Origin of the sequence: Rhodococcus sp. Leaf278 (assembly GCF_001426085.1) — a bacterium.
GTDB lineage: Bacteria > Actinomycetota > Actinomycetes > Mycobacteriales > Mycobacteriaceae > Rhodococcoides.
Genome location: NZ_LMRR01000012.1, coordinates 274517 through 295922, shown reverse-complemented (window position 1 = coordinate 295922; position 21406 = coordinate 274517). Strand labels below are relative to the sequence as shown.

18 protein-coding genes are annotated in these 21406 nt (G+C 64.5%); 3 read left to right on the top strand and 15 right to left on the bottom strand.

Features of this window, described 5'->3' with window-relative positions; translation table 11 throughout:
* Window positions 1-75: 75 nt before the first annotated feature.
* From ASG84_RS14100 to mqo, 8 genes are all read right to left on the bottom strand, one after another.
* Window positions 76-1743: a DUF7800 domain-containing protein gene (locus ASG84_RS14100; RefSeq protein ID WP_057477642.1), complete on the bottom strand. Its 1668-nt coding sequence runs from the start codon at window positions 1741-1743 to the stop codon at window positions 76-78.
* Window positions 1744-1800: 57 nt separating this feature from the next.
* Window positions 1801-2817 carry a zinc-binding alcohol dehydrogenase family protein gene (locus tag ASG84_RS14095; protein WP_057477641.1) on the bottom strand — a complete coding sequence of 339 codons (1017 nt, stop codon included), beginning with the start codon at window positions 2815-2817 and terminating at the stop codon, window positions 1801-1803.
* Between the two features lie 2 nt (window positions 2818-2819).
* Window positions 2820-3206 (bottom strand): cobalamin biosynthesis protein, encoded by a 387-nt coding sequence (locus tag ASG84_RS14090; protein ID WP_057477640.1) that lies wholly within the window; start codon window positions 3204-3206, stop codon window positions 2820-2822.
* A gap of 12 nt (window positions 3207-3218) precedes the next feature.
* Window positions 3219-4613 carry a cobyrinate a,c-diamide synthase gene (locus ASG84_RS14085; protein WP_057477639.1) on the bottom strand — a complete coding sequence of 465 codons (1395 nt, stop codon included), beginning with the start codon at window positions 4611-4613 and terminating at the stop codon, window positions 3219-3221.
* The gene (gene cobO / locus ASG84_RS14080; RefSeq protein WP_057477638.1) at window positions 4607-5227 is read right to left on the bottom strand and encodes a cob(I)yrinic acid a,c-diamide adenosyltransferase; all 621 of its coding nucleotides are present in this window, start codon (window positions 5225-5227) and stop codon (window positions 4607-4609) included. The genes ASG84_RS14085 and cobO overlap by 7 nt, the downstream gene beginning before the upstream one ends.
* Window positions 5228-5237: 10 nt before the next feature.
* Complete coding sequence (locus ASG84_RS14075; RefSeq protein WP_082520982.1) at window positions 5238-7181, bottom strand: magnesium chelatase subunit D family protein; 1944 nt, start codon at window positions 7179-7181, stop codon at window positions 5238-5240.
* A gap of 273 nt (window positions 7182-7454) precedes the next feature.
* Window positions 7455-7931, bottom strand: coding sequence for a GNAT family N-acetyltransferase (locus ASG84_RS14070; RefSeq protein WP_032377066.1), 477 nt, complete (start codon window positions 7929-7931; stop codon window positions 7455-7457).
* Window positions 7932-7942: 11 nt separating this feature from the next.
* Entirely contained in the window at window positions 7943-9463 is a 1521-nt protein-coding gene (mqo, locus tag ASG84_RS14065; protein WP_057477636.1) for a malate dehydrogenase (quinone), read from the bottom strand.
* Between the two features lie 176 nt (window positions 9464-9639).
* On the opposite strand from mqo, the gene ASG84_RS14060 reads away from it, so the two are divergent.
* Together ASG84_RS14060 and mtr are read left to right on the top strand one after the other, a co-directional pair.
* Entirely contained in the window at window positions 9640-10680 is a 1041-nt protein-coding gene (locus ASG84_RS14060; protein WP_057477635.1) for an alpha/beta hydrolase, read from the top strand.
* The gene (mtr, locus tag ASG84_RS14055; RefSeq protein WP_057477634.1) at window positions 10677-12068 is read left to right on the top strand and encodes a mycothione reductase; all 1392 of its coding nucleotides are present in this window, start codon (window positions 10677-10679) and stop codon (window positions 12066-12068) included. Before ASG84_RS14060 ends, mtr begins: the two co-directional genes overlap by 4 nt.
* Here the strand turns inward: mtr and ASG84_RS14050 are convergent, their stop codons facing one another.
* From ASG84_RS14050 to map, 3 genes are all read right to left on the bottom strand, one after another.
* Window positions 12069-12635, bottom strand: a complete 567-nt coding sequence (locus tag ASG84_RS14050; RefSeq protein ID WP_057477633.1) for an alpha/beta fold hydrolase — start codon at window positions 12633-12635, stop codon at window positions 12069-12071.
* Window positions 12636-12705: 70 nt separating this feature from the next.
* Window positions 12706-14235 carry a cobyric acid synthase gene (locus ASG84_RS14045; protein ID WP_057477782.1) on the bottom strand — a complete coding sequence of 510 codons (1530 nt, stop codon included), beginning with the start codon at window positions 14233-14235 and terminating at the stop codon, window positions 12706-12708.
* A gap of 2 nt (window positions 14236-14237) precedes the next feature.
* Window positions 14238-15113: a type I methionyl aminopeptidase gene (gene map, locus ASG84_RS14040; RefSeq protein ID WP_057477632.1), complete on the bottom strand. Its 876-nt coding sequence runs from the start codon at window positions 15111-15113 to the stop codon at window positions 14238-14240.
* A gap of 137 nt (window positions 15114-15250) precedes the next feature.
* Here map and ASG84_RS14035 point away from each other — a divergent pair, with 137 nt between their 5' ends.
* The gene (locus ASG84_RS14035) at window positions 15251-16132 is read left to right on the top strand and encodes a helix-turn-helix transcriptional regulator (protein WP_057477631.1); all 882 of its coding nucleotides are present in this window, start codon (window positions 15251-15253) and stop codon (window positions 16130-16132) included.
* A gap of 12 nt (window positions 16133-16144) precedes the next feature.
* Here ASG84_RS14035 and ASG84_RS14030 read toward each other — a convergent pair whose 3' ends face one another.
* The 4 genes from ASG84_RS14030 to ASG84_RS14015 form a co-directional block, all read right to left on the bottom strand.
* Window positions 16145-17959 carry a penicillin-binding transpeptidase domain-containing protein gene (locus tag ASG84_RS14030; protein WP_057477630.1) on the bottom strand — a complete coding sequence of 605 codons (1815 nt, stop codon included), beginning with the start codon at window positions 17957-17959 and terminating at the stop codon, window positions 16145-16147.
* Between the two features lie 62 nt (window positions 17960-18021).
* Window positions 18022-18858: a GNAT family N-acetyltransferase gene (locus tag ASG84_RS14025; RefSeq protein WP_057477629.1), complete on the bottom strand. Its 837-nt coding sequence runs from the start codon at window positions 18856-18858 to the stop codon at window positions 18022-18024.
* Window positions 18859-18979: 121 nt separating this feature from the next.
* The gene (ispG, locus tag ASG84_RS14020) at window positions 18980-20119 is read right to left on the bottom strand and encodes a flavodoxin-dependent (E)-4-hydroxy-3-methylbut-2-enyl-diphosphate synthase (RefSeq protein ID WP_057477781.1); all 1140 of its coding nucleotides are present in this window, start codon (window positions 20117-20119) and stop codon (window positions 18980-18982) included.
* 61 nt (window positions 20120-20180) lie between these two features.
* Entirely contained in the window at window positions 20181-21401 is a 1221-nt protein-coding gene (locus ASG84_RS14015; protein WP_057477628.1) for a M50 family metallopeptidase, read from the bottom strand.
* Window positions 21402-21406 lie beyond the last annotated feature (5 nt).

Below are 21406 nucleotides of genomic sequence, written 5' to 3'. Positions count from 1 at the left end.
ATGGCCAATCGTTTACGACTGCGCCTGTCTTTCAGGCGAGGGCCGAACCGTCTCTAGGCGAGGGCCGAACCGTCTCTAGGCGAGGGCCAGGGTCGATGTCTCGGTCAGCACCTGCTCGCCGGCATCGTCGACGTGAGCGTGCCGCACCTGCAACCGCGCCGAATCACCGTGCAGGGTCAGCAACATCACGCCGTTGTCGAACCACGGTCCCGCCTCGGCTTCCCACTCGACTCCGGACGGACCCACGTGCGCGGCTCGGGCGAGTTTCGACAGGATCCGGGCGGCCGGACGTTTGATGGCCAGCTTGTTCACCGCGCGGATGGGAAGGTCGAGCGGATTGCGGAACGGAGACATGGTCAGCTGATAGGTGGCAGGCACATCTCGCCCACCGACGCCGAAGTTCGCGTTGGCCACGTAGGAGCAGTGCACGTCGCCCGAGAGCCACATGATGGAGGCGGGCTTGTTCTCCCCGCGAGAGAGCTCACGCGTCAATGCCGCCATATCGTTGAACGAATTGGTGAAGGCGGCCCAGTGTTCGAGGTCGAGACCGATGCGCATCTTCTCGGCCACCTTGGCCGGCATGGCACCCCAACTCCCCTGCGCCACAGCCTCGTTCCACTGTTCGAGGTAGTGCAGGGCGGGCAGCATCAGATAGGGCAGCGACGAACCGAACAGCAGGTGTCGTGGAGTGGCTTCGAGCGCGCGCTCGCGTACCCACGCCCATTCCTTCTCGTCCACCATTTCTCGATTGTTGGGATCGAGGTTTCGCGAGCACCGCGAATCGATCATGATCAGACGAATGTCCCCGAAATCGCGATAGAAGCTCCAGCGCCCCGTCTCGGGATTGCGGTCGATCCGTAATGCGAAGTCGGCCAACAACTTCTCGCGATCCGCGTCACTGGCGGCGGACCGGACCGCCGCGTACATCTCGTCCTGCGCCAGCTCCTTGGGCGAGAGGTTGCCCAGGTGCTGATACACCCAATACGACGAGTAAGCGCCGATCACACGATCGTTCCACCACGGCCGAGTCTCGATGTCCCGACGCCAGGACGCGGACGAGTTCCAGTCGTCGCGCAGATCGTGGTCGTCCAGAATCATGCACGACGGGATACTCGCCATCAGCGTCCGTACCGGCTCGAGTCCCCACGACTCCCGGTACAACCAGGAGTACTCCTCGAAGTCGCAGATCTCGTTCTCCGCGTCGGTTCCGACGGCACTTCGAGGGCCCTCGCCGGATCGACGCCGAGCCTGCAGCCGTTCGACGATCTCCGGCGACGGATCGTCGGCGTAAACCTGATCACCCAGAAGCAGCAATGCTTGTGGCCACCGGCTCGGATCCTCCTCGATCAGCGCGTTGCCCAGTCCGGCCAGCGCGTCGGCCCCGATCTGTTTCAGAGATTCGTCGCTGTAGTTGTCGCCTCGCCGGCACGATCCGAACGCCAATGTGACGGGCCCCTGAGCGTCGACAGTGTGGATGGCCGCCCGATGACCTTCACGCGGCCACACCTTCCGCTCGTCGACGAACACCTCGTAGTGCACCGCAGAATTGGCGGGCAGCCCTTCGAGTGGAACCAACGCGTAGTGGTGGCCGTGCACACCCCAGGTTCGTTCTACGCCGCGGACGCCGGCATCGGTGACAACAGTGACGGTCGTCGATTCGGCCATCTCGAACCACAGGGTCGCAGTCTCGGTGCCGACGTACCGGACGATCGGGCCGAGCAGGACAAGGCTGTCGGAAGTCATTGGATCCACATTGCCCGCGTCGGCCCGCTTTCGCCAGTCAGTGGCGCGGATCCGCCCTCACGAGCGGGCCGCGACCACGACCTTTCCCCGTACGTGCCCGGTCTCGACCAACCGATGCGCTTCGCGTAGCTGCTCGGCATCGATCGGAGAAAGGACGGTCGAGGCGGTCGTCCGGACCGAACCTGCGTCGACGAGTTCGGCCACCCTGGTCAACAAGTCGTGCTGGCGAACAAGATCCGGAGTGTCGTGCATCGGACGTGCGAACATGAACTCCCAATGCCAGGACAGCGCTTTCGACTTGAGCGGGAGAACGTCGAGTGTCTCGGGGTCGTCGATTGCCACGATCTGCCCGAACGGCGTCAACAGATCCGCATAGATCTCGACCTGCCCGGCGGAATGAGCGGTGAACACGTAATCGATGCCGTCCGGTGCGACTCGGCGTACTTCGCCCCGAAGATCGCGCCGATGATTCACTACCTCGGCTGCACCGAGAGAACGGACCCACTTCTCCGCATCCTCGTCGGCAGCCGTCGCGATCACGCGCACGCCAGGGACGAGTGCCCGAAGCAGCTGCAGTACAACCGATCCCACACCTCCAGTAGCCCCCACCATCAGCAATGTTCCGGTGGTCTCGGCAGTGATGCGCAGCTTGTCGAACAACCCTTCCCAGGCAGTGATCGCAGTCAGCGGCAATGCCGCGGCCTCCGCGAAATCGAGGCTGGTCGGCTTCTTCGCCACGACGCGTTCGTCCACCACATGAAACTCCGAGTCGGTTCCGGGTCTGCCGATGTCTCCCGCGTAGTAGACCTCGTCCCCCGGTGCGAACAAGGTGACGTCGGCACCGACGGCGTGCACCACACCGGCGGCGTCGAACCCGAGAACCTTCGGGACACCGTGCGGATCGTTGCCGGCACGGACCTTGACGTCCACGGGGTTCACCGACACCGCTCTGACATCTACCAATATGTCCCGCGGTCGCACGTTCGGCACGTCGACAACCACATCGGTGAGGCTGGCGGGATCGTCGATCGGAAGCGAGCGGGTGTAGGCAACGGCTTTCATCGTCTCGGTCATACCTACAGGATGGCCCGAACCCCCTGTCCACCGTCAAGGCAGAGCTCGACAACGGCAACGGTGACACCTCGGAGACCGAACCTGGGTACCGTCAACTCCGTCGAACGACCGGCCAGAAGTGCCGCGGCTTCGGCGACGCTGGCACTTCCGACGGCATCGAGCACGCGAACCGACACGGTGGGGGTCACCACGGTCGACAATTCCATCGCCGAGTACGTCACCCCCCGAACCCCCATGCTCGACGCCACCGCCGCCACCAGATCCGCTTTCCGGTCGATCGAGGCGATGGCCTCGACACGCCAATTCGTTTGCAGGACAGTCGATATCACCCGCACCACCTCAGCGGCCGCGACTCCCTTTCGGGCCCCGATTCCGACCACTACCCGCATCGCCGACGAACCCTAGACGCGTGCGTAATCGACTGCAGCAGAGACGAATCGGGTGATGGACTCCGGATTTCCGGCAGCGTGCGTGTGCAGGTAGGACGCGTGAACTCCGCCGCGCACGAAGCCTTCGCGAGCGGCGGTTCTGCCGTCCGGTCGCTGCCGATGCCAACCCCAGGCCGCCGAGGCGGCCTCGCGCACTGCGACGAGCTTCGTGCGATGGAACTCGTGGCCGGTGACGCGGGTTCCCGCATCGAAGAGAGGCGAGGCTTCCAGGGCGACCGCGTCGCGATACCCGAGGGTGAGCGTGTTCCCGAATTCCGCGTCGACGTCGACGACTCCCGCCATTGCATGACCGTCCAATTGTGTCGCCAGATACAGCAATCCGGCACATTCTGCATGAACGGGCAGACCGCGGGCCGCGGCCGTCCTGATGTCGGCCAGCAACAGTTCGTTCGCCGCCAGCGCGGCCGCGTGCTCCTCTGGGAATCCGCCGGGCAGCACGACTGCTGCTGTGCCGGTGGGCAATCCGTCGCGAAGGGGGTCGAACACCGCTACGTCGGCCCCGGCGGCGCGCAGAAGTTCCACGTGCTCGGTGTAGCCGAAGGTGAATGCGGGACCACCTGCGACTGCGACGACCGGCGATCCCTCGGACCTACGAACCTCGTCGGCCGAATTCCACTCCGGTGCGAGTATCGACGAGCGCGCCAAGGCGCTCACTGCCTCGACATCGACGAACTGCGCCACCAGTGCGCTCATCGCGTCGACCGCTTCGGTGGCGGCCCCACCGTGTTCGACGGCAGTGATCAGACCCAGATGTCGTGACGGCACGACCAGTTCGCTCATTCTCGGCAACGCGCCGAGCACCGGCACACCCACCCGCTCGCATGCTTGACGCAGAACATCCTCGTGGCGTTCGCTGCCGACCCGGTTGAGGATCACACCGCCTATGCGCACGCTGGGGTCGAAGGTCGAGAACCCGTGCAGCACAGCCGCCAACGACTGACTGTGGCCACGGGCATCGATCACCAGAATCACCGGAGCACCGAGCATCGCCGCCACCCGTGCGGTCGATCCCTCGGCGGACGCCTCCCCGGGGCCGGTCATGTCGATCTTGCCGTCGAACAGTCCCATGACGCCTTCGACGACCGCGATGTCGCAGCCCCGGCTGCCGTGCCGAAACAGCGGCCCGATTCGATCGGCACCCACCATGACCGCATCGAGATTGCGTCCGGGCAGCCCGGCTGCCAGACCGTGATACCCGGGGTCGATGTAATCCGGACCCACCTTGAACGGTGCGACCTTTCGGCCTGCGGCACGTAGTGCGCCCATCAGCCCGGTGGCCACCGTCGTCTTACCGCTGCCCGACGCGGGGGCCGCAATGACCACGGCGGGGCACGACGGATTCACCATTCGATTCCTCGCTGCCCTTTGCGGCCGGCATCCATCGGATGCTTGACCTTGTCCATTTCGGTGACGAGATCCGCGGCCTCGATCAGCTCGGGGGGCGCGTCCCGTCCGGTGATGACGACGTGTTGGTTGCCCGGTCGATGGGTCAGAACCTCCACCACTTCCGCGACATCGACCCAACCCCACTTGAGCGGATAGGTGAACTCGTCCAACACGTAGAAGCGGTGTGACTCCTGTTCGATCCGCCGGGCGATCTCCCGCCAGCCCTCTGCCGCTGCCTCGGCGTGATCGACGTCGCTGCCCTTCTTGCGAGTCCACGACCAGCCCTCGCCCATCTTGTGCCATTCGACGGCTCCGCCGACACCGGTGCTCTCGTGCAGATCGCCGAGAGTCCGGAATGCCGCTTCCTCGCCGACTTTCCACTTGGCACTCTTGACGAACTGGAACACTCCTACGTCGAACCCTTGGTTCCACGCCCGCAACGCCATGCCGAACGCTGCGGTCGATTTCCCCTTGCCCGGGCCGGTGTGGACGGCGAGGACGGGCAGATTGCGGCGCTGACGCGTCGTGAGTCCGTCCTGCGGAACGGTTCCGGGAGCGGGTACACCCTGAGGCATCGCGTGCCCCCTACGCCGCTGCGCGGACGACGGCGGTGACCTGTTCGGCAGACAGATCTTCCAGCGCCACGTAGCCGCCACCGAGACGTGCCGCGAAATCGGCGGCCAGGCCGAGGCGGACCATTCCCGATTCGCAGTCGACGACAACCGAGGCGATCTTGTCCGACGCGATACGGGCTGCGGCAATGCGTGCTCGGCCGACGGGGTCCGTGCCTCCGGTCGCTCGGCCGTCGGTCAAGGCAACCATCAATGCACGACGCAGCGGGTCCCGAACCCGTTCTCGCAGAACCAGATCCCGCGCCTTCACAAATCCCTGCGCCAACGGAGACCGACCGCCGGTCTTCATGTTGCGCAATCGGGTCACGGCCACATCCACCGACGACGTCGGCGGCAATACAGTCTCGGCTTCCGCGCCGCGCACGGTGATGACGGCGACCTTGTCACGGCGTTGATACGCATCGCGCAACAGCGACAGCACCGCACCGGTCACCGCGGAGAGTCGATCTCGCGCAGCCATCGATCCCGAGGCATCGACGACGAAGACGATCAAGTTGCCCTCTCGGCCCTCCTTGATCGCGCCCCGTAGATCCGCAGGCTCCAGCATCAACCGGCCGGACGTGCGGCCGCGGACGACCTGATGCTCGGCGGCGGCGAACAGAGTCCCGACCAGATGCAGCCCTGTGCCTCGCTCGGTTGTGGGCCGTACCGACCGACCGTGTGAGGAGCGGGACCGCGAGCGTCGACCCGGCGCACCCTCGCCCACTCCGGGAACCTCGAGCAACCGAGCCTTGAACTGAGCACCCGGAGTTCCTGCTTGCTTGTTCTTGCCCGCGCCCGAGGCCTGCGGCTCAGGAGCACCCGTAGTTTCGTCGTCGGGCGACGACGGGGACGACTCCGAACTCTCGGTCCTTTCGGCACTGTCCGGCGCCGGCGCTCCCCCGTCGCCGTCGGGCGTCGGGTCGGGATCTGGATCCGGTTGTTGCTCGGCCTGTTCCGCAGCATCGCGCATGGCGTCGTCCAACTGCTTGTCGTCGATGCCCGGCTCGTCGAACGGATCACGTCTGCGCCGATGCGGGAGCGCGAGTTCGGCGGCGACCCGCACGTCCTCCTCGGTCACCTCGCTCGCACCCCGCCACGCGGCATGTGCGGCCGCAGTGCGTGCCAGCACCAAATCGGCGCGCATGCCGTCGACGTCGAAGGACGCGCACAGGGCCGCGATGCGCCGAAGTTCCTTGTCGCTCAACTCCACATCGTCGAGAATCGTGCGGGCGGCCAGAATCTGCTCGGCCACCGCGATGTCGTCGTTCCGAAATTGGGCGGCGAACGCGTGCGGATCACGCTCGTAGTTCATCCGCCGCCGGACGACGTTCATGCGAACATCCACATCGCGCGATGCCGTCACGTCCACTGCGAGACCGAACCGGTCGAGCAGCTGCGGTCGCAGCTCACCCTCCTCGGGGTTCATCGTGCCGACGAGGACGAATTGTGCTGGGTGCGAGTGCGATACACCGTCACGCTCGACGTGCACGCGGCCCATCGCGGCCGCGTCGAGCAGTACGTCGACCAGATGATCGTGCAAGAGGTTCACTTCGTCGACGTAGAGCACTCCGCGGTGCGCAGCTGCGAGCAGGCCGGGCTGGAAGGCCCGTTCGCCGTCGCGTAGGACCTTCTCGAGGTCGATGGACCCGACCACTCGATCCTCGGTGGCTCCGACCGGAAGCTCGACGAGTTTCGCCGGCCGCGAGCCTTCCTCGTCTTCCACTGCGGGCAGCAATGTCGCAAGCGCACGCACCACCGTCGATTTGGCGGTCCCCTTCTCGCCGCGGACCAATACACCGCCGATACCGGGATGCACAGCGCACAGGATCAACGACAAGCGCAGTTGGTCCTGTCCGACGATCGCACTGAACGGATATCCCGGTTCGGGAACACTTCCACCTTGCTGCACAGCCAATTCCCTTCGTGCCCGGAGTTCCGCGCCGGGCGTTCGGTATAAAAGCGAAGCCGGGCGGCGATCTGGCTGACAGGAGAAACTGCTGAACGAAGGAACTCCTGAACACAGTGGCGGGACCGCGCCTGATTCGTACAGGACTTCTCCGCAACCGACTTCGAACGGAACACTACCGCCGAACGAACGAATGCCACACACGGTAGGTCCGTGTGTGGCATTCGTTCCGGGAGTGGAGCCTGCGGAACGACCTCACCAATTATCGAGTCGTGCAGGAGGTCAGGCCTCGCTCCAGGCGGTGCCGCCACCCCGACGCATCGGGGTGTGCGGAATACCGTCCTCGAGAACTTCCTCACCGTCGGGCAGGAAGCCGTGCTTGGCGTACATGTCGACGAGGTAGCTCTGAGCGTTGATGCGGCACGGCGCGGAGCCCACTTCAGCGAGCGCTGCCCGCAGGATCCGCGTGGTGTGGCCCTGTCCTCGGGCCGATCGCTGGGTGCAGAGGCGGCCGATACGGAACGCCTTCTCACCGTCGTCGTGCTCCTCGAGCAGACGGAGCGTGCACACCACCTCCCCGTCTCGTTCGAGCCAGAAGTGTCGTGTCTCGGTCAGCAGGTCGCGCCCGTCCAATTCCGGATACGCGCATGCCTGCTCGACCACGAACACCTCGACGCGCAGCTTCAACAGGTCGTACAACGTGTTGTTGGACAGGTCTAGTGCCCATGATCGTTTGAGAGCTGCTGCTTGCGTATTCATACCTTTTGCTATCACACACCCGTGGGCTGTGCGAGCTCACGCGAATTTTCCAGCTCCAGTGTCTTCGAGGTCCAGGCCCAGACCTCGTCGAACAACGAGCTGTTCTGGGCGAGCTTGACCCCCAGTGACGGGACCATTTCTTTCAGCTTGGGCTGCCAGGCGTCGTACTTGTCGCCGAAGCACCGCTGCAGTACGTCCAGCATGGCCGGGACTGCGGTGGACGCACCGGGCGAGGCTCCGAGCAAGCCGGCGATCGTGCCGTCCGCTGCGTTGACCACAGCGGTGCCGAACTCGAGCACACCGCCGCGTCCCTTCTTACGGATGACCTGGACGCGCTGACCAGCGGTGACCAGCTCCCAGTCCTTGGCGATCACCGTGGGTGCGAACTCGCGCAGAGTCTCCACCCGATCGGCCTGCGATTGCGCCAGCTCGCTGACGAGGTACTTGACGAGGCCGAGTTCGGTCACACCGACACCGAGCATGGACATCAGGTTGCCGGGCTTGACCGAGCCGGGCAGGTCGGTGATCTTGCCCTGCTTGAGGAACTTGGGCGACCACCCGGCGTACGGACCGAACAGCAGACCCTGCTCACCGTTGATCACCCGGGTGTCGAGGTGGGGCACGGACATGGGTGGAGCGCCCACCGACGCCTTGCCGTACACCTTGGCCGAATGCTGCGCGATGAGTTCGGGGTTGGTGCAGCGCAGCCACTCGCCGCTGACCGGGAAACCACCGAAGCCCTTGATCTCCGCGATGCCGGACTTCTGCAGCAGGTGCAGTGCGCCGCCGCCTGCCCCCACGAAAACGAATTTGGCGTTGACGGTCTTCTTCACGCCCGTCCGCTGGTTGGCGACTTTGATGTCCCAGGTGCCGTCGGACTGCTTGGTGATGTTGCGAACGTCGTGGCCGAAGTGGACGGTGCCGCCCGCGGCCGACAGGTAGTTGAGCAGCTGCTTGGTCAGCGCACCGAAATCGACGTCGGTACCTTCCTGGCTCCAGTTGAGGGCTACCGGATCCGAGAAGTCACGGCCCTTCGCCATCAACGGCAGGCGAGCCGAGAACTCGTCCTTCGAGTCGATGTATTCCATACCGGCGAACAGCGGGTTGCCCACGAGCGCCTCGTACCGCGCACGCAGGTACTTCGCATTGTCGGCTCCGTGCACGAAGCTCACATGCGGAATGGGGTTGATGAAGTTCTTGGCGTCGGAGAGCACGCCCGCCTCGATGCCGTGCGACCAGAACTGCCGCGACACCTGGAACTGCTCGTTGACGTTGAGCGCCTTCGAGATATCGACGCTGCCGTCCTTGTTCTGCGGGGTGTAGTTCAGTTCGCACAGCGCCGAATGACCGGTACCCGCGTTGTTCCACGCGTCGCTGCTCTCGGCCGCCGCCGCGTCGAGCCGCTCGTAGACGTCGATCGACCAGTTCGGCTCGAGCTGACGGAGCAGCGCACCGAGGGTGGCGCTCATGATTCCGGCACCGACCAGAACGACGTCGGTCTTGATCCGTTTACCCTGCTCTTCTGTGGACACTGGAGAATCGACTTCCTTGTCTGTGGCGGTCTCGACCGGAGAACTCTGCTGTTCGAGGGTTGTTCACCCGATGCGGTCAGGTTACTAGCTGGGCCTACCCCATCGGACACCACGTCAACCCGCTCTCGATTGTGCTCCTCGGACGACGTCTGCGGCGCCCACTACAGTTGTGATCTGTGACTACCTGGGTGCCCGACGTCCTCGGCGACGGCTACGAACAGACGACCATTCCTCTCGGCAACGATCCGGACGGCGAAGGGCAGGTCGAGGCCACTCTCGTGCGGTATCAACCGCCCGGCACCGCCAACTTCGAGCGCGCGGTGATCTACGTCCACGGTTTCACCGACTACTTCTTCCAGCGGCACATCGCCGAGCACTTCGCGGCGAAGGGATATGCGTTCTACGCTCTGGATCTGCGTAAGTGCGGGCGTTCGCGCCGCGAGGGACAGACTGCGCACTTCGTGACCGATCTGGCGTTGTACGACGCCGAACTGAACGAGGCGCTGAGCCTGGTTCGCACCGAGCGCGAGGATGTGCCGATACTGCTGATGGCGCACTCGACAGGCGGCCTCGTGCTGCCGCTATGGCTGAACCGCCTCAACCGTCGGGAGGGCGGCTCGGCCGGGTTGGGCTTGGCAGGCGTGGTGTTGAACAGCCCATGGTTCGACCTCCAGGGCCCGCCCGCAATTCGCACTGTCGGGACGGCAGCGATCAACGTGATCGGCCGGTTCGGGTCCAAGAAGAAGGTCCCCGGCAGTGGGCTCGACACGTATGGGTTGTCGCTCGCTGCGTCGGAGAACGGCGAATGGGACTACGACCTCGACTGGAAACCATTGGCAGGCTTTCCCATCACTTTCGGGTGGATTCGCGCCGTCCGCCACGGACACGCCGAGCTGCACCGAGGCCTCGACATCGGCATTCCCTCGCTGATACTTCGCTCGAAGGTGACGCATTTCTCCCGTCGTTACAGCTCGGCCGTAGACGCTGCAGATGCCGTACTCGACGTCCGCCAGATTGCCCGCTGGGCCGGTTGCCTGGGCGACCGTACGACAATCGTGCCCATCGAGGGCGCCCGCCACGACGTGTTTCTGTCCACCGAGAGCCCACGGTTACGGGCATTCGAGGAAATGGACGAGTGGCTCGAGTGGTTGCACCGAGGAGAAAGCACCGACCATGCGTCCGGCAAGGACCACAGCGAGAGCGGGCACATTTCATGACCGAACATTTCGACATCGCGATCATCGGCTCCGGATCGGGTAACTCCATCGCCGATTCACGCTTCGACAACAAGAAGATCGCGCTGCTCGAGGAGAATTCCACGTTCGGTGGCACGTGCCTGAACGTCGGGTGCATCCCCACGAAAATGTTCGTCTACGCGGCCGAAGTTGCACGGACGGTGCGAGACTCGGCGAAGTACGGAGTCGACGCCCATGTGGACTCGGTCCGCTGGCGCGACATCGTCGATCGAGTCTTCGGACGGATCGACCCGATCTCCGAGGGCGGCAAGCACTACCGCGCCGAGGGCAGCCCCAATCTCACGTTGTTCGAGGGCCACGCGACGTTCGTCGGCCCTCGCACGATCGATACCGGCACCGGCACCGTCATCACCGCCGACCAGATCGTCATCGCGGCCGGATCACGGCCGACAGTCCCACAGGCCATTGCCGATTCGGGCATCAGCTATCACACCAACAGTGACGTGATGCGCCTGCCGGAGCTTCCCGAACACCTGGTGATTCTCGGATCCGGTTACATCGCAGCAGAATTCGCGCATGTCTTCTCGGCTCTCGGTTCCAAGGTATCGATCGTCGCCAGGAAGGACGCGCTGCTGCGCGCGCTCGATGCCGATATCTCGAAGCGTTTCACCGAACTGGCGCGTGCCAAGTGGGACGTCCATCTCGAGGCCGGCGAGACCCGTCCGGTCACCGAGGGCACGCTGCACGGCGTCGAACTGGCCGACGGCACCAAGGTTCTGGGCGACGCGTTCCTCGTCGCCGTCGGCCGGGAACCGAATGGAGACAAACTCGATCTGGGCACGGCAGGCATCGAGCTGGACGACGAGGGTCGCATCGTGGTGGACGAATTCGGCCGCACCACCGCCGAGGGCGTGTTCGCGCTGGGCGACGTCTCGTCGCCGTACCAGCTCAAGCACGTGGCCAACCAGGAAGCTCGGGTTGTTCAGTACAACCTGCTCCAGGACGCGTGGAACGGTGACACCTCGACTCTGCGCAAGAACGACCACCGGTTCGTTCCTGCGGCGGTGTTCACCGATCCACAGATCGCCGAGGTGGGCATGACCGAGGAACAAGCCCGCGACGCGGGGTTGGACATCACCGTGAAGGTCCAGAACTACGGCGACGTCGCCTACGGCTGGGCGATGGAGGACAGCGAAGGTCTGTGCAAGATCATCGCCGAAAAGGGCACGGGCAAAATCCTGGGAGCTCACATCATCGGCGCACAGGCACCCACGGTGATTCAGCCCCTCATCCAGGCCATGAGCTTCGGGTTGTCTGCCCAGGACATGGCTCGCGGCCAGTACTGGATTCATCCAGCACTACCCGAGGTTGTCGAGAACGCACTGCTGGGCCTCGACCTGAAGTTCTGATCACCAGGGGCTGGTGCGGAGCACGATCTCTGTAGCCAGCGCCGCCGATGCGTCGATGGGGATGTTCCGCGCCCCGTCGAGTTGGACCACCCTGAAGTCTGCGTAGACGAACCGGCCGCTGGCATCGGCGGCTGCCCGGCCGAGTGAGTTGCCGACCACCAGGGTCGTCGGTAGCTCGACGGGCGGGCAGTCCGGAGCCCGCACCGAACCCTGCTCGTCGGCGATCGCCGGGTGACACCGGTTCACCGCGATCAGGCTGGCAAAACGGCCGAAGGTCTTCGCTGCCAGAGTCCACGCAGATTCTGCACCCGCGCCACTGCCGACGAGGTGCACCCACGACAGCTTCAGCTCGTCGAGAACAGCCAGGATCGCCTCGTCGCTCACGCCGTCGATGCTCTCCAGCGCAACGGTTTTCAGGTCCGAATTGTGCAGCCGTTCGCTGACTGCGTCGTACACATCCACCGAATCATCTGCATCGGGAAGCAACAGAACGGCGTGCCTGCTGTCGGGTCCCGCGACTCGCACCGAACATTTCCCGCCCGCAGCACTCACATGCGTGAACTCCATGACGACGACGGTACTGCCTCTTGCCGAAGCCGAGGAAGTCCAGGCCCCCGACCGGCAAGGACGAGGCCGATCACGACATGAAGCTCACGATCGTGTCGAGGCTCGGATCGACTCCGTGCTCGATGAGATCGAGTACGGAGTCGACGTCGAGGTTGTCTTCCACCAAATCGGCCAGCAGGTCCAACTGCTGCTCCCGCAGCGCCTCGACCGACGTAGCAGGGGCCACCAGAAATCCCTCGCGACCCGACTTCGCCGCCACCCAGGCAAGAAAGGATCGTCTGAAATCGTCGGACTCGAGAAGGCCGTGCCAATGGGTTCCCACGACACTGCCGCGCACACTGCCCTCGCGATCGCCCGAAGACGCTGTCAGCAATGCATCGTCACCGTTCCGAACTACCCGTCCGTGATGAATCTCGTACCCGGACACCGCCTGGGCACCGAACCGCTCTGCCCGACCCGACGCCTGCTCGAGCACTTTCTCGGCCGCGAACTCGATGTCGAGATCGAGCAGACCGAGCCCCTCGACCACACCGACACCCGACTCGACCGCATCCGCGATCGTTCGGCCGAGCATCTGGTAGCCGCCGCAGATCCCCAGCAATGGGAGTCCCGCAGCGGCGCGCTCGGAGATGGCGCGAGCAAGACCGGTGCGCCGCAACCACTCCAGATCCGACACCGTGGACTTACTGCCGGGTACGACCACCAGATCAACATCCTCGAGCCGAGAGGGTTCGGTGACCCAGTGCACCGACACCCCTGGCTCGCATGCCAGCGCCTCGACATCGGTCGTATTGGAGATTCTCGGCAACCGCACCGCCGCGACCCGTAACCACTGGGATCCGACGGGAGGACGCGGCCTGCCCACCGGAGCGTCGGCAACCGTACCGAGGGAATCCTCCGCATCCATCCACAATCCGTCCGCGAACGGAACGACTCCGTACGTCGGCCGCCCCGTCAGTGCATGCAACTGATCGAGACCGGGTGCCAACAGCACCGGATCACCGCGAAACTTGTTGATCACGAATCCCGCGACGAGCGCCTGGTCTTCCGGAGACAGGACGGCAACGGTGCCGAACAGGTGGGCGAGCACTCCCCCACGATCGATGTCGCCCACCACGATCACCGGCAGAGCAGCCGCAGTCGCCAGTCCCATATTGGCCAAATCGGTTGCACGCAGATTGATCTCGGCGGGCGAACCCGCTCCCTCGCAGATCACCACGTCGAATTCTGCACGCAGAGAGGCTAATTCTTCCGCCACCACGGCGCGCAGCGACTGCCGATGCTCGATGTAATTGCTCGCACTCACCTGCGCCACGGCCCGACCCCGCACCACCAACTGCGAGGTCCGGTCGCTTCCTGGTTTGAGCAACACCGGATTGAAACGGACACTCGGCTCGAGGCCGCAGGCCGCCGCCTGCATCGCCTGCGCCCGCCCGATCTCGCCGCCGTCGAGCGTGACCACCGAATTGTTGGACATGTTCTGCGCCTTGAACGGAGCCACCCGCACTCCCCGTCTCGCCAACATGCGACACAGACCGGAGACCAACACACTCTTGCCCGCATCCGACGTCGTCCCCGCAACCAGCAGGGCACCTTTCAGGCTCACGGGAGAGTCAGAATCTCGCTGCCCGTATCGGTGACCACAAGGGTGTGCTCGAACTGCGCTGTCCACTTCTTGTCGTGTGTGACCACCGTCCAGCCGTCGTCCCACATCTCGGCGTTGATCGTGCCCAGGTTGATCATCGGTTCGATCGTGAAGGTCATTCCGGGCTCGATGACGGTGTCCACCGACGGCTGGTCGTAGTGCAGAACGACGAGACCGTTGTGGAAAGTGGTACCGATCCCGTGTCCGGTGAAATCCTCGACCACTCCGTACCCGAACCGATGCGCATACGACTCGATGACGCGGCCCACGACGTTCAGCGCGCGACCCGGCTTGACGGCTTTGATGGCCCGCATCGTGGCCTCGTGCGTGCGCTCCACGAGAAGGCGAGCCTCCTCGGAGACGTTGCCGGCCAGGAAGGTTGCGTTGGTATCGCCGTGCACTCCGTCGATGTACGCGGTGACATCGATGTTGACGATGTCACCGTCCTGGATCACCGTCGAGTCGGGAATGCCGTGACAGATGACCTCGTTGAGCGAGGTGCAGCACGACTTGGGAAATCCCTTGTAGCCCAACGTCGACGGATATGCGCCGTGATCGATCATGTACTCGTGTGCGATCCGGTCGAGCTCGTCGGTCGTCACTCCCGGTGCCACCGCGCGGCCCGCTTCCTGGAGTGCCCTGGCCGCGATCGTCGACGCCACGCGCATCTTCTCGATCACCTCGGGAGTCTGCACCCACGGTTCGCTTCCTTCGGCAACGGTGGACTTCCACGCGTATTCGGGTCGCTCGATCGACTTGGGCACCGCGAGAACGGGCGATACGACGCCTGGTACGAGTGGCTGACGGGGCTTGCTCTCGGCGGTCACAGACATGTGCCCCAGAGTAGTCGGCCTCGTACCCACACTCCGACCTGCGCAGGATGCGCGGGCCATCGGATGATCGTTCTCGACAGTGGATATGATGTGGGTCACGTTCATCGCTGACCGCCGTCTGGAGGAAGGAACGCATCGTGGTCCACTCGAATCTGCTGCGCCCTCGTGACGGTGACGCCCTACGCGCCGAACTACGTCAGGTGGCGGCAACGTCGGATGTGCCCGTCGTGTTCGGCGGCGAAGTCTCCTCGGACACTCTGTATCTGAGCGAGTTCCAGGGCACCCGCACCCGCGGCCTCGACGGACTCGCCATCCCACCTCGCTCGGGTCTCGGTGGGCGCGTCATGGAGCAGCGCAGACCGGCAGCCGTGAGCGATTACGGATCGTCCATGTCGATCACCCATCACTTCGACCGGCCGGTGCTGGGAGAGGGCCTCAAATCGATACTCGCGATGCCCGTGGTGGTGGCGGGAGTCGCTCGGATAGTGATGTACGCCGCGGTACGCGAGCGCGGTCCGCTGGGCGATCACGTCGGCGACGTCATGACGGCGGCCGCGCGACGCCTCGGGCAGGAAATAGCCGTCCGCGACGAGGTCGACCGCAGGATTCGCCTACTGGCGACCACCCGATCGATTCCCGATTCGGACCTCGCGCGGGCGGCCGAACTCCGCAGCGTTCACGAGGAACTGGCCGATCTCACGCGCTCGGTGGGTGACGAGAAGATCCGACGCAGACTCGATCTGGTCACTGCGCGCATGGCAGCGACCCTCGGCCGGGGAGTGTTGTCCGCCGACGTGGACAAGGCCAGTCCGCAGGCTTCGCCCCTGTTGACGCCTCGTGAAATCGACGTGATCTCACAGGTTGCGTTGGGCTGCACCAACATCGAGGTAGCGAAACGCCTGTCCATCGGTGCCGAAACGGTCAAGTCGTACCTGCGGAGCGTGATGCGAAAGACCGAGTCTCGTACCCGATACGAGGCCGTGGTGGCGTGCCGTCGGTTGGGCATCGTCACGTCCTGACCCACTGGTCGCTCAGTACCCCGGCGGCAGCTGCTCGAACATCTCCCGGGTCACCGCGACAGCGTTGTCCGAGCTGCCTCCACGCACCACGAGCGTGGCAAACGCAATGTCGCCTCGATAACCGACGAACCACGAGTGCGAGCCGCCATCGACCTCGGCCTCACCGGTCTTTCCGTAGACCTCACCCTGGTCTGCGATCCGCTCGGCCGTACCGCTGGTGACCACCGAGCGCATCATTCCGCGTAGACCGTCGACCATCGCCGGTTCGATCGGCGGGTGATCACCGCTGATCACCGTGTCGCGGCCCACCAGCAGGTTCGGCACCGGAGTCGAACCGTGGGCCACCGTCGCCGCGGCCAGGGCCATGCCGAAGGTGGAGACGACCACCTTGCCCTGCCCGAAGCCGTCTTCGGTTCGTTGGACGAGCTCGTCCGCGGGTGGGACCGAACCGGAGTCCGTCGGCAGCCCGACGACGTCGTAATCCGGGCCTACGCCGAACTGAGATGCCGCCACGGTCAACGCGTCGGGCGACATCTCGCTGGCGAGCTTCGCGAACGAGGTGTTGCACGATCGAGTGAACGCGGTGCTCATGGTCACATTGCCGAGCGCGAACTCGTTGTAGTTGGGGACACTGCGCTCACCGATCTCGATGCGACCCGGGCACGGAACCGTGCTGCCCGGGGTCGCCAGTCCGCTCGAAATTGCTGCGCCGGCGGTGATGATCTTGAACGTCGATCCGGGCGGGTACAGACCGGCGGACGCCACCGGTCCGTCCCGGTCGGCGGCCGGGTTCTGCGCCACCGCGAGGATCGCACCTGTCGACGGTTGGATGACTACCGTCATCGCCTGTTCGGTGCGCGCGTTCACCGCTCGCTGTGCCGCGATCTGGATGTTGCGATCGAGACTGATCGAGAACGACGGAGCAGGCTCGGGCGGAGTGTCGGTCAGAACGTCGACGTCGACGCCGTTGCGATTGCTGGTCACCACGCTCCAGCCTGCTTTACCGTCGACCTCGTCGATGACGGCCTTCTTGACCTGGCCGACCAGATCCGGCGCGAATGTGGGGTCGGTCGACACCAGATCCGACTCGTCGGATGCTGTGACACCGGGAATTTCGGTGAGTGCAGCCGATATCGGCTGAAAGTCGCTCTCCCGCAGCAGCGCCACCGGGTAGTCGCCGTCGACCGAAGTGGCCGACTCCACGATGGACTGCGCTGTGATCGACGCATCGAACGGAGTCAGCAGAGTCGACAACGCAGTCGCCGATGCCACCACATTGTTCGCATCCGCTGCGTCGAACTTGATTCGATGGACGACGCCGGGCACCAGGACATCGGTTCCGGAACGCTCGTTGACGCGGGCCCTCGGGGCTGCCGTCGAGCGCAGCGCCATGGTTTGGGTGTCGCCGAGCTTGGGATGGATGTCCGACGCCGTCCAGCGAACCACCCAGTTGCCCTCGCTGCGTCCCATGTTCAGCTGACCGTCGTAGGTCCACACCCGATCCTTGGGCAGCTGCCAGGTGTATGTGTAACCGACCGTGGCGGTATCGCCGTCGACTTGTACCGACGTAGTCTGGGCGTCCAACGACTCGGCCTGCAGATTGGTCCACGCCTCGGTCAGTGCGGTGGCGGCGGCGTCGGGTTTGTCGGTGTCCGCAGCGGCGGCTGCAATGTCATTGGACTCGAAGGCAGCGAGAAAAGCTTGGGCCGCGGGTTCCGGACCGTCGGGCTTGGGGGTACACCCGGTGAGCGAGGCAGCGGCCACGGCTCCGATGGCCAGCACCACGCCGACTCGATACCGCACCTCGGTTGCGCCACGTGATCTCATTGCGCCCCATCGTAATAGGGCGCACCCCTCACCGATGGCAACGAAACGCGGTTCACGACAAGCTAATCGAGCAATACCGTGGTGAAGGTCGCGACCTGAGTCAGGCCGATTTTTGCGTACGCGCGACGGGCGACGTAGTTGAAGCTGTTGACATACAGGCTGGCGGTGCGGCCCTGACGAACGACCGAGTCGACCACTGCTGCGGTCCCGGACGCGCCCAGACCGTGGCCTCGGCGGTCGGGGTGAACCCACACTCCCTGAATCTGGCCCACCGTCGCCGACTGCGATCCGATCTCGGCTTTGAACACCACACGGCCGTCCTCGAATCGAGCCCAGGCACGCTGCGCCGCAATGAGACTCGAGATCCGGCGTCTGTATCCACGGCCACCGTCGTTCTGTCGGGGGTCTACTCCCACTTCCTCGATGAACATGGCAACGGCCGCGGTGAGGTACACGTCGAGTTCGTCGGGTCTGACGAGACGGACCTGAGGATCGGGTGGCAAAGTCGAGCGAACCGACGTGGCCAGCAACGGTTGCTCACCGCGGACCTCTCGGGCGGGGCCCCAGTCGGTTTCGAGCATTTCCCACAGCGGGAGCGTCAGTTCGGCCCGTCCGACCAACGAGGAACACAATCGGGGGCCGCGGCACGCGCGGTCCGCGAACGACCGGAGGTCGTCGCCCGATCCGAGCAGCGGCACGAGATTCGCTCCGTAGAAGCACAATGATTCGTCCGGGCCCCCCCGACTCCACATTTCACCGTGAAAGGACCTGGGATCCAGTCCGGATTCCTGGACGCGAGCAGCGACCATGCAGGTAGCGACCGGGTCGGCGTCGAGCACCCGCAACACGTGTGCGGTGTCTCGATTACCGAGAGGCTTCGCACCGAGGAGCTTGAGCACCTACCGACCTCCTGACCCACCTACCGCGTAACCACCGACCGAGCGTCTACCGAATCATTCCAGAGAACGTGTTCCCCCGGTGGCAGTGCGACAAACCGGATGACGATCGGGGACGCCCTGCTCAGCTGACAGTCACTACCGGAGCGCCGCCGTCGGCAGTCTCGTCCTTCTCGAATTCCTCCGCGATGCGCATTGCTTCCTCGATCAAGGTCTCCACGATCTGCGCCTCCGGAACCGTCTTGATGACCTTGCCCTTGACGAAGATCTGGCCCTTGCCGTTGCCCGACGCCACGCCCAGATCAGCGTCGCGTGCCTCGCCCGGCCCGTTGACGACGCAGCCCATGACGGCTACGCGCAGCGGGATTTCCATGCCTTCGAGGCCTGCAGTGACCTCGTCTGCGAGGGTGTAGACGTCGACCTGAGCACGCCCACAGGACGGGCACGAGACGATCTCGAGCTTGCGAGGGCGCAGGTTGAGGGACTGAAGAATCTGGTTTCCGACCTTGATCTCCTCGGCGGGTGGTGCCGACAGAGAGACGCGGATGGTGTCGCCGATTCCACGGGAGAGCAACGCCCCGAAGGCAACCGAGGACTTGATCGTGCCCTGAAAAGCGGGGCCGGCCTCGGTGACGCCGAGGTGCAACGGGTAGTCGCACTGAGCGGCGAGCTGCTCGTACGCGGCGACCATCACGACAGGGTCGTTGTGTTTGACGGAGATTTTGATATCGCCGAATCCGTGTTCCTCGAACAGCCCGGCCTCCCACAGCGCAGATTCGACGAGCGCCTCGGGAGTGGCCTTGCCGTACTTCTTCATCAGGCGGGGATCCAGTGAGCCTGCGTTCACACCGATGCGAATCGGTATGTTCGCATCGCCGGCGGCCTTCGCGACTTCCTTGACTCGGCCGTCGAATTCCTTGATGTTTCCGGGATTGACACGAACTGCGGCGCAACCGGCCTCGATCGCGGCGAAGATGTACTTGGGCTGGAAGTGGATATCGGCGATCACCGGTATCTGACTTTTCCTGGCGATGATAGACAGCGCATCAGCGTCTTCTTGTGTGGGGCATGCCACACGGACGATGTCGCAGCCCGACGCCGTCAGCTCGGCAATCTGCTGCAGCGTGGCGTTGATGTCGTGAGTTTTGGTGGTGCACATGGACTGCACCGAGATGGGGCTGTCGCTACCCACTCCCACCGATCCGACCTGGAGCTGCCTGGTCTTTCGACGTGGCGCAAGTACGGGCACCGGCGGTGCGGGCATTCCCAATCCGACTGACACGGACACAGTGGCCTTCTTTCCTAGCTACGACTGTCGAGTCTACTTAGAACAATTGAATCGGGTTGACGATGTCCGCCGTAAGTGTCAAGAGAGAGAACCCGATGAAAACGATGATCACCACATAGGTGACCGGCATGAGCTTCATGTAGTCCACCGGCGCGCCGTCGGGTAGACCGCGGCGGTTGCGGAAAATGTTGCGGATGCGCTCGTAGATGGTCACGGCGATGTGGCCACCGTCCAACGGCAGCAGCGGCACGATGTTGAACGCACCGAGGAAGAAGTTCAGCGAGGCGAGCAAACCGACGAACAGAGCCCAGTTGTCGTTCTCGGCGGCCTGGCCGCCGATGACGCTCGCACCCACGACGCTCATCGGGGTGTCCAGTCCACGTTCCCCGCCGAAGATCGACTCCCACAGCGCCTGCACCTTGGTGGGCAGCTGCACCAGCGCTTTACCGGTCTGGACGAAGATGTCGCCGGTGAAGACGAAGGTCTCGGGTACTGCCTCGATCGGGTTGTACCGAACATTCGGGGGCGCAATCGTGGAGCCGCTGACCCCGACCGCGCCGACCGTGGTCGATTCCTTGGCTCCGGTGTCCGGATCGGTGACGAAGCGCTGAACCTCGGTGATCGGGATGGTCAGATCGATGGGCGAACCGTCTCGCTCGATGGTCAGATCCACCGAGCCGGACGACGCCTGCACTGCTTCGACGACCTCGGACCAGTACTGCGCCGGCTCACCGTTGACGGCGGTGACGACGTCGCCCTGGCGAAGACCGGCTTCGGCCGCAGGACTGCTTCCGGAACACGGTGCCAGTGTGCCGTCCTCGGTCTGCGAGGGAGCGATGCATACGACATCACTGACCTGGACAGTCGGCGGCGTCACGCGATCCGGCGTTCCCCACCCGACCACCAACGTGTACACCAGCACGATGCCGAGCACGAAGTTCATCGCGATGCCGCCGACCATGACGACGATGCGCTTCCACGTCTTCTGGCGGTACATCGCTCGCTCGACTTCGTCGGGAGCGAGCTCGTCGATCGCCGTCATTCCGGCGATGTCGCAGAACCCTCCGGCCGGAATCGCCTTGAGACCGTATTCGGTCTCGCCGCGCCGGAAGGAGAAGATCTTGGGGCCGAAACCGATGTAGTACCGACGGACCTTCATGCCGAGCGCTTTCGCGGTCCACATGTGTCCTGCCTCGTGCAGTGCTATCGACACACCGATGCCGACGGCGAACAGCACGACGCCGAGTGCGAACACCATGTGAG

What these genes read in the sequence shown, in the direction of transcription:
- ASG84_RS14100 (WP_057477642.1), bottom strand. Translation starts at nt 1,743, where the DNA reads ATGACTTCCGACAGCCTTGTCCTGCTCGGCCCGATCGTCCGGTACGTC.
- ASG84_RS14095 (WP_057477641.1), bottom strand. Translation starts at nt 2,817, where the DNA reads ATGACCGAGACGATGAAAGCCGTTGCCTACACCCGCTCGCTTCCGATC.
- ASG84_RS14090 (WP_057477640.1), bottom strand. Translation starts at nt 3,206, where the DNA reads ATGCGGGTAGTGGTCGGAATCGGGGCCCGAAAGGGAGTCGCGGCCGCT.
- ASG84_RS14085 (WP_057477639.1), bottom strand. Translation starts at nt 4,613, where the DNA reads ATGGTGAATCCGTCGTGCCCCGCCGTGGTCATTGCGGCCCCCGCGTCG.
- cobO (WP_057477638.1), bottom strand. Translation starts at nt 5,227, where the DNA reads ATGCCTCAGGGTGTACCCGCTCCCGGAACCGTTCCGCAGGACGGACTC.
- ASG84_RS14070 (WP_032377066.1), bottom strand. Translation starts at nt 7,931, where the DNA reads ATGAATACGCAAGCAGCAGCTCTCAAACGATCATGGGCACTAGACCTG.
- mtr (WP_057477634.1), top strand. Translation starts at nt 10,677, where the DNA reads ATGACCGAACATTTCGACATCGCGATCATCGGCTCCGGATCGGGTAAC.
- ASG84_RS14050 (WP_057477633.1), bottom strand. Translation starts at nt 12,635, where the DNA reads ATGGAGTTCACGCATGTGAGTGCTGCGGGCGGGAAATGTTCGGTGCGA.
- map (WP_057477632.1), bottom strand. Translation starts at nt 15,113, where the DNA reads ATGTCTGTGACCGCCGAGAGCAAGCCCCGTCAGCCACTCGTACCAGGC.
- ASG84_RS14030 (WP_057477630.1), bottom strand. Translation starts at nt 17,959, where the DNA reads ATGAGATCACGTGGCGCAACCGAGGTGCGGTATCGAGTCGGCGTGGTG.
- ispG (WP_057477781.1), bottom strand. Translation starts at nt 20,119, where the DNA reads ATGCCCGCACCGCCGGTGCCCGTACTTGCGCCACGTCGAAAGACCAGG.
- ASG84_RS14015 (WP_057477628.1), bottom strand. Translation starts at nt 21,401, where the DNA reads ATGGTGTTCGCACTCGGCGTCGTGCTGTTCGCCGTCGGCATCGGTGTG.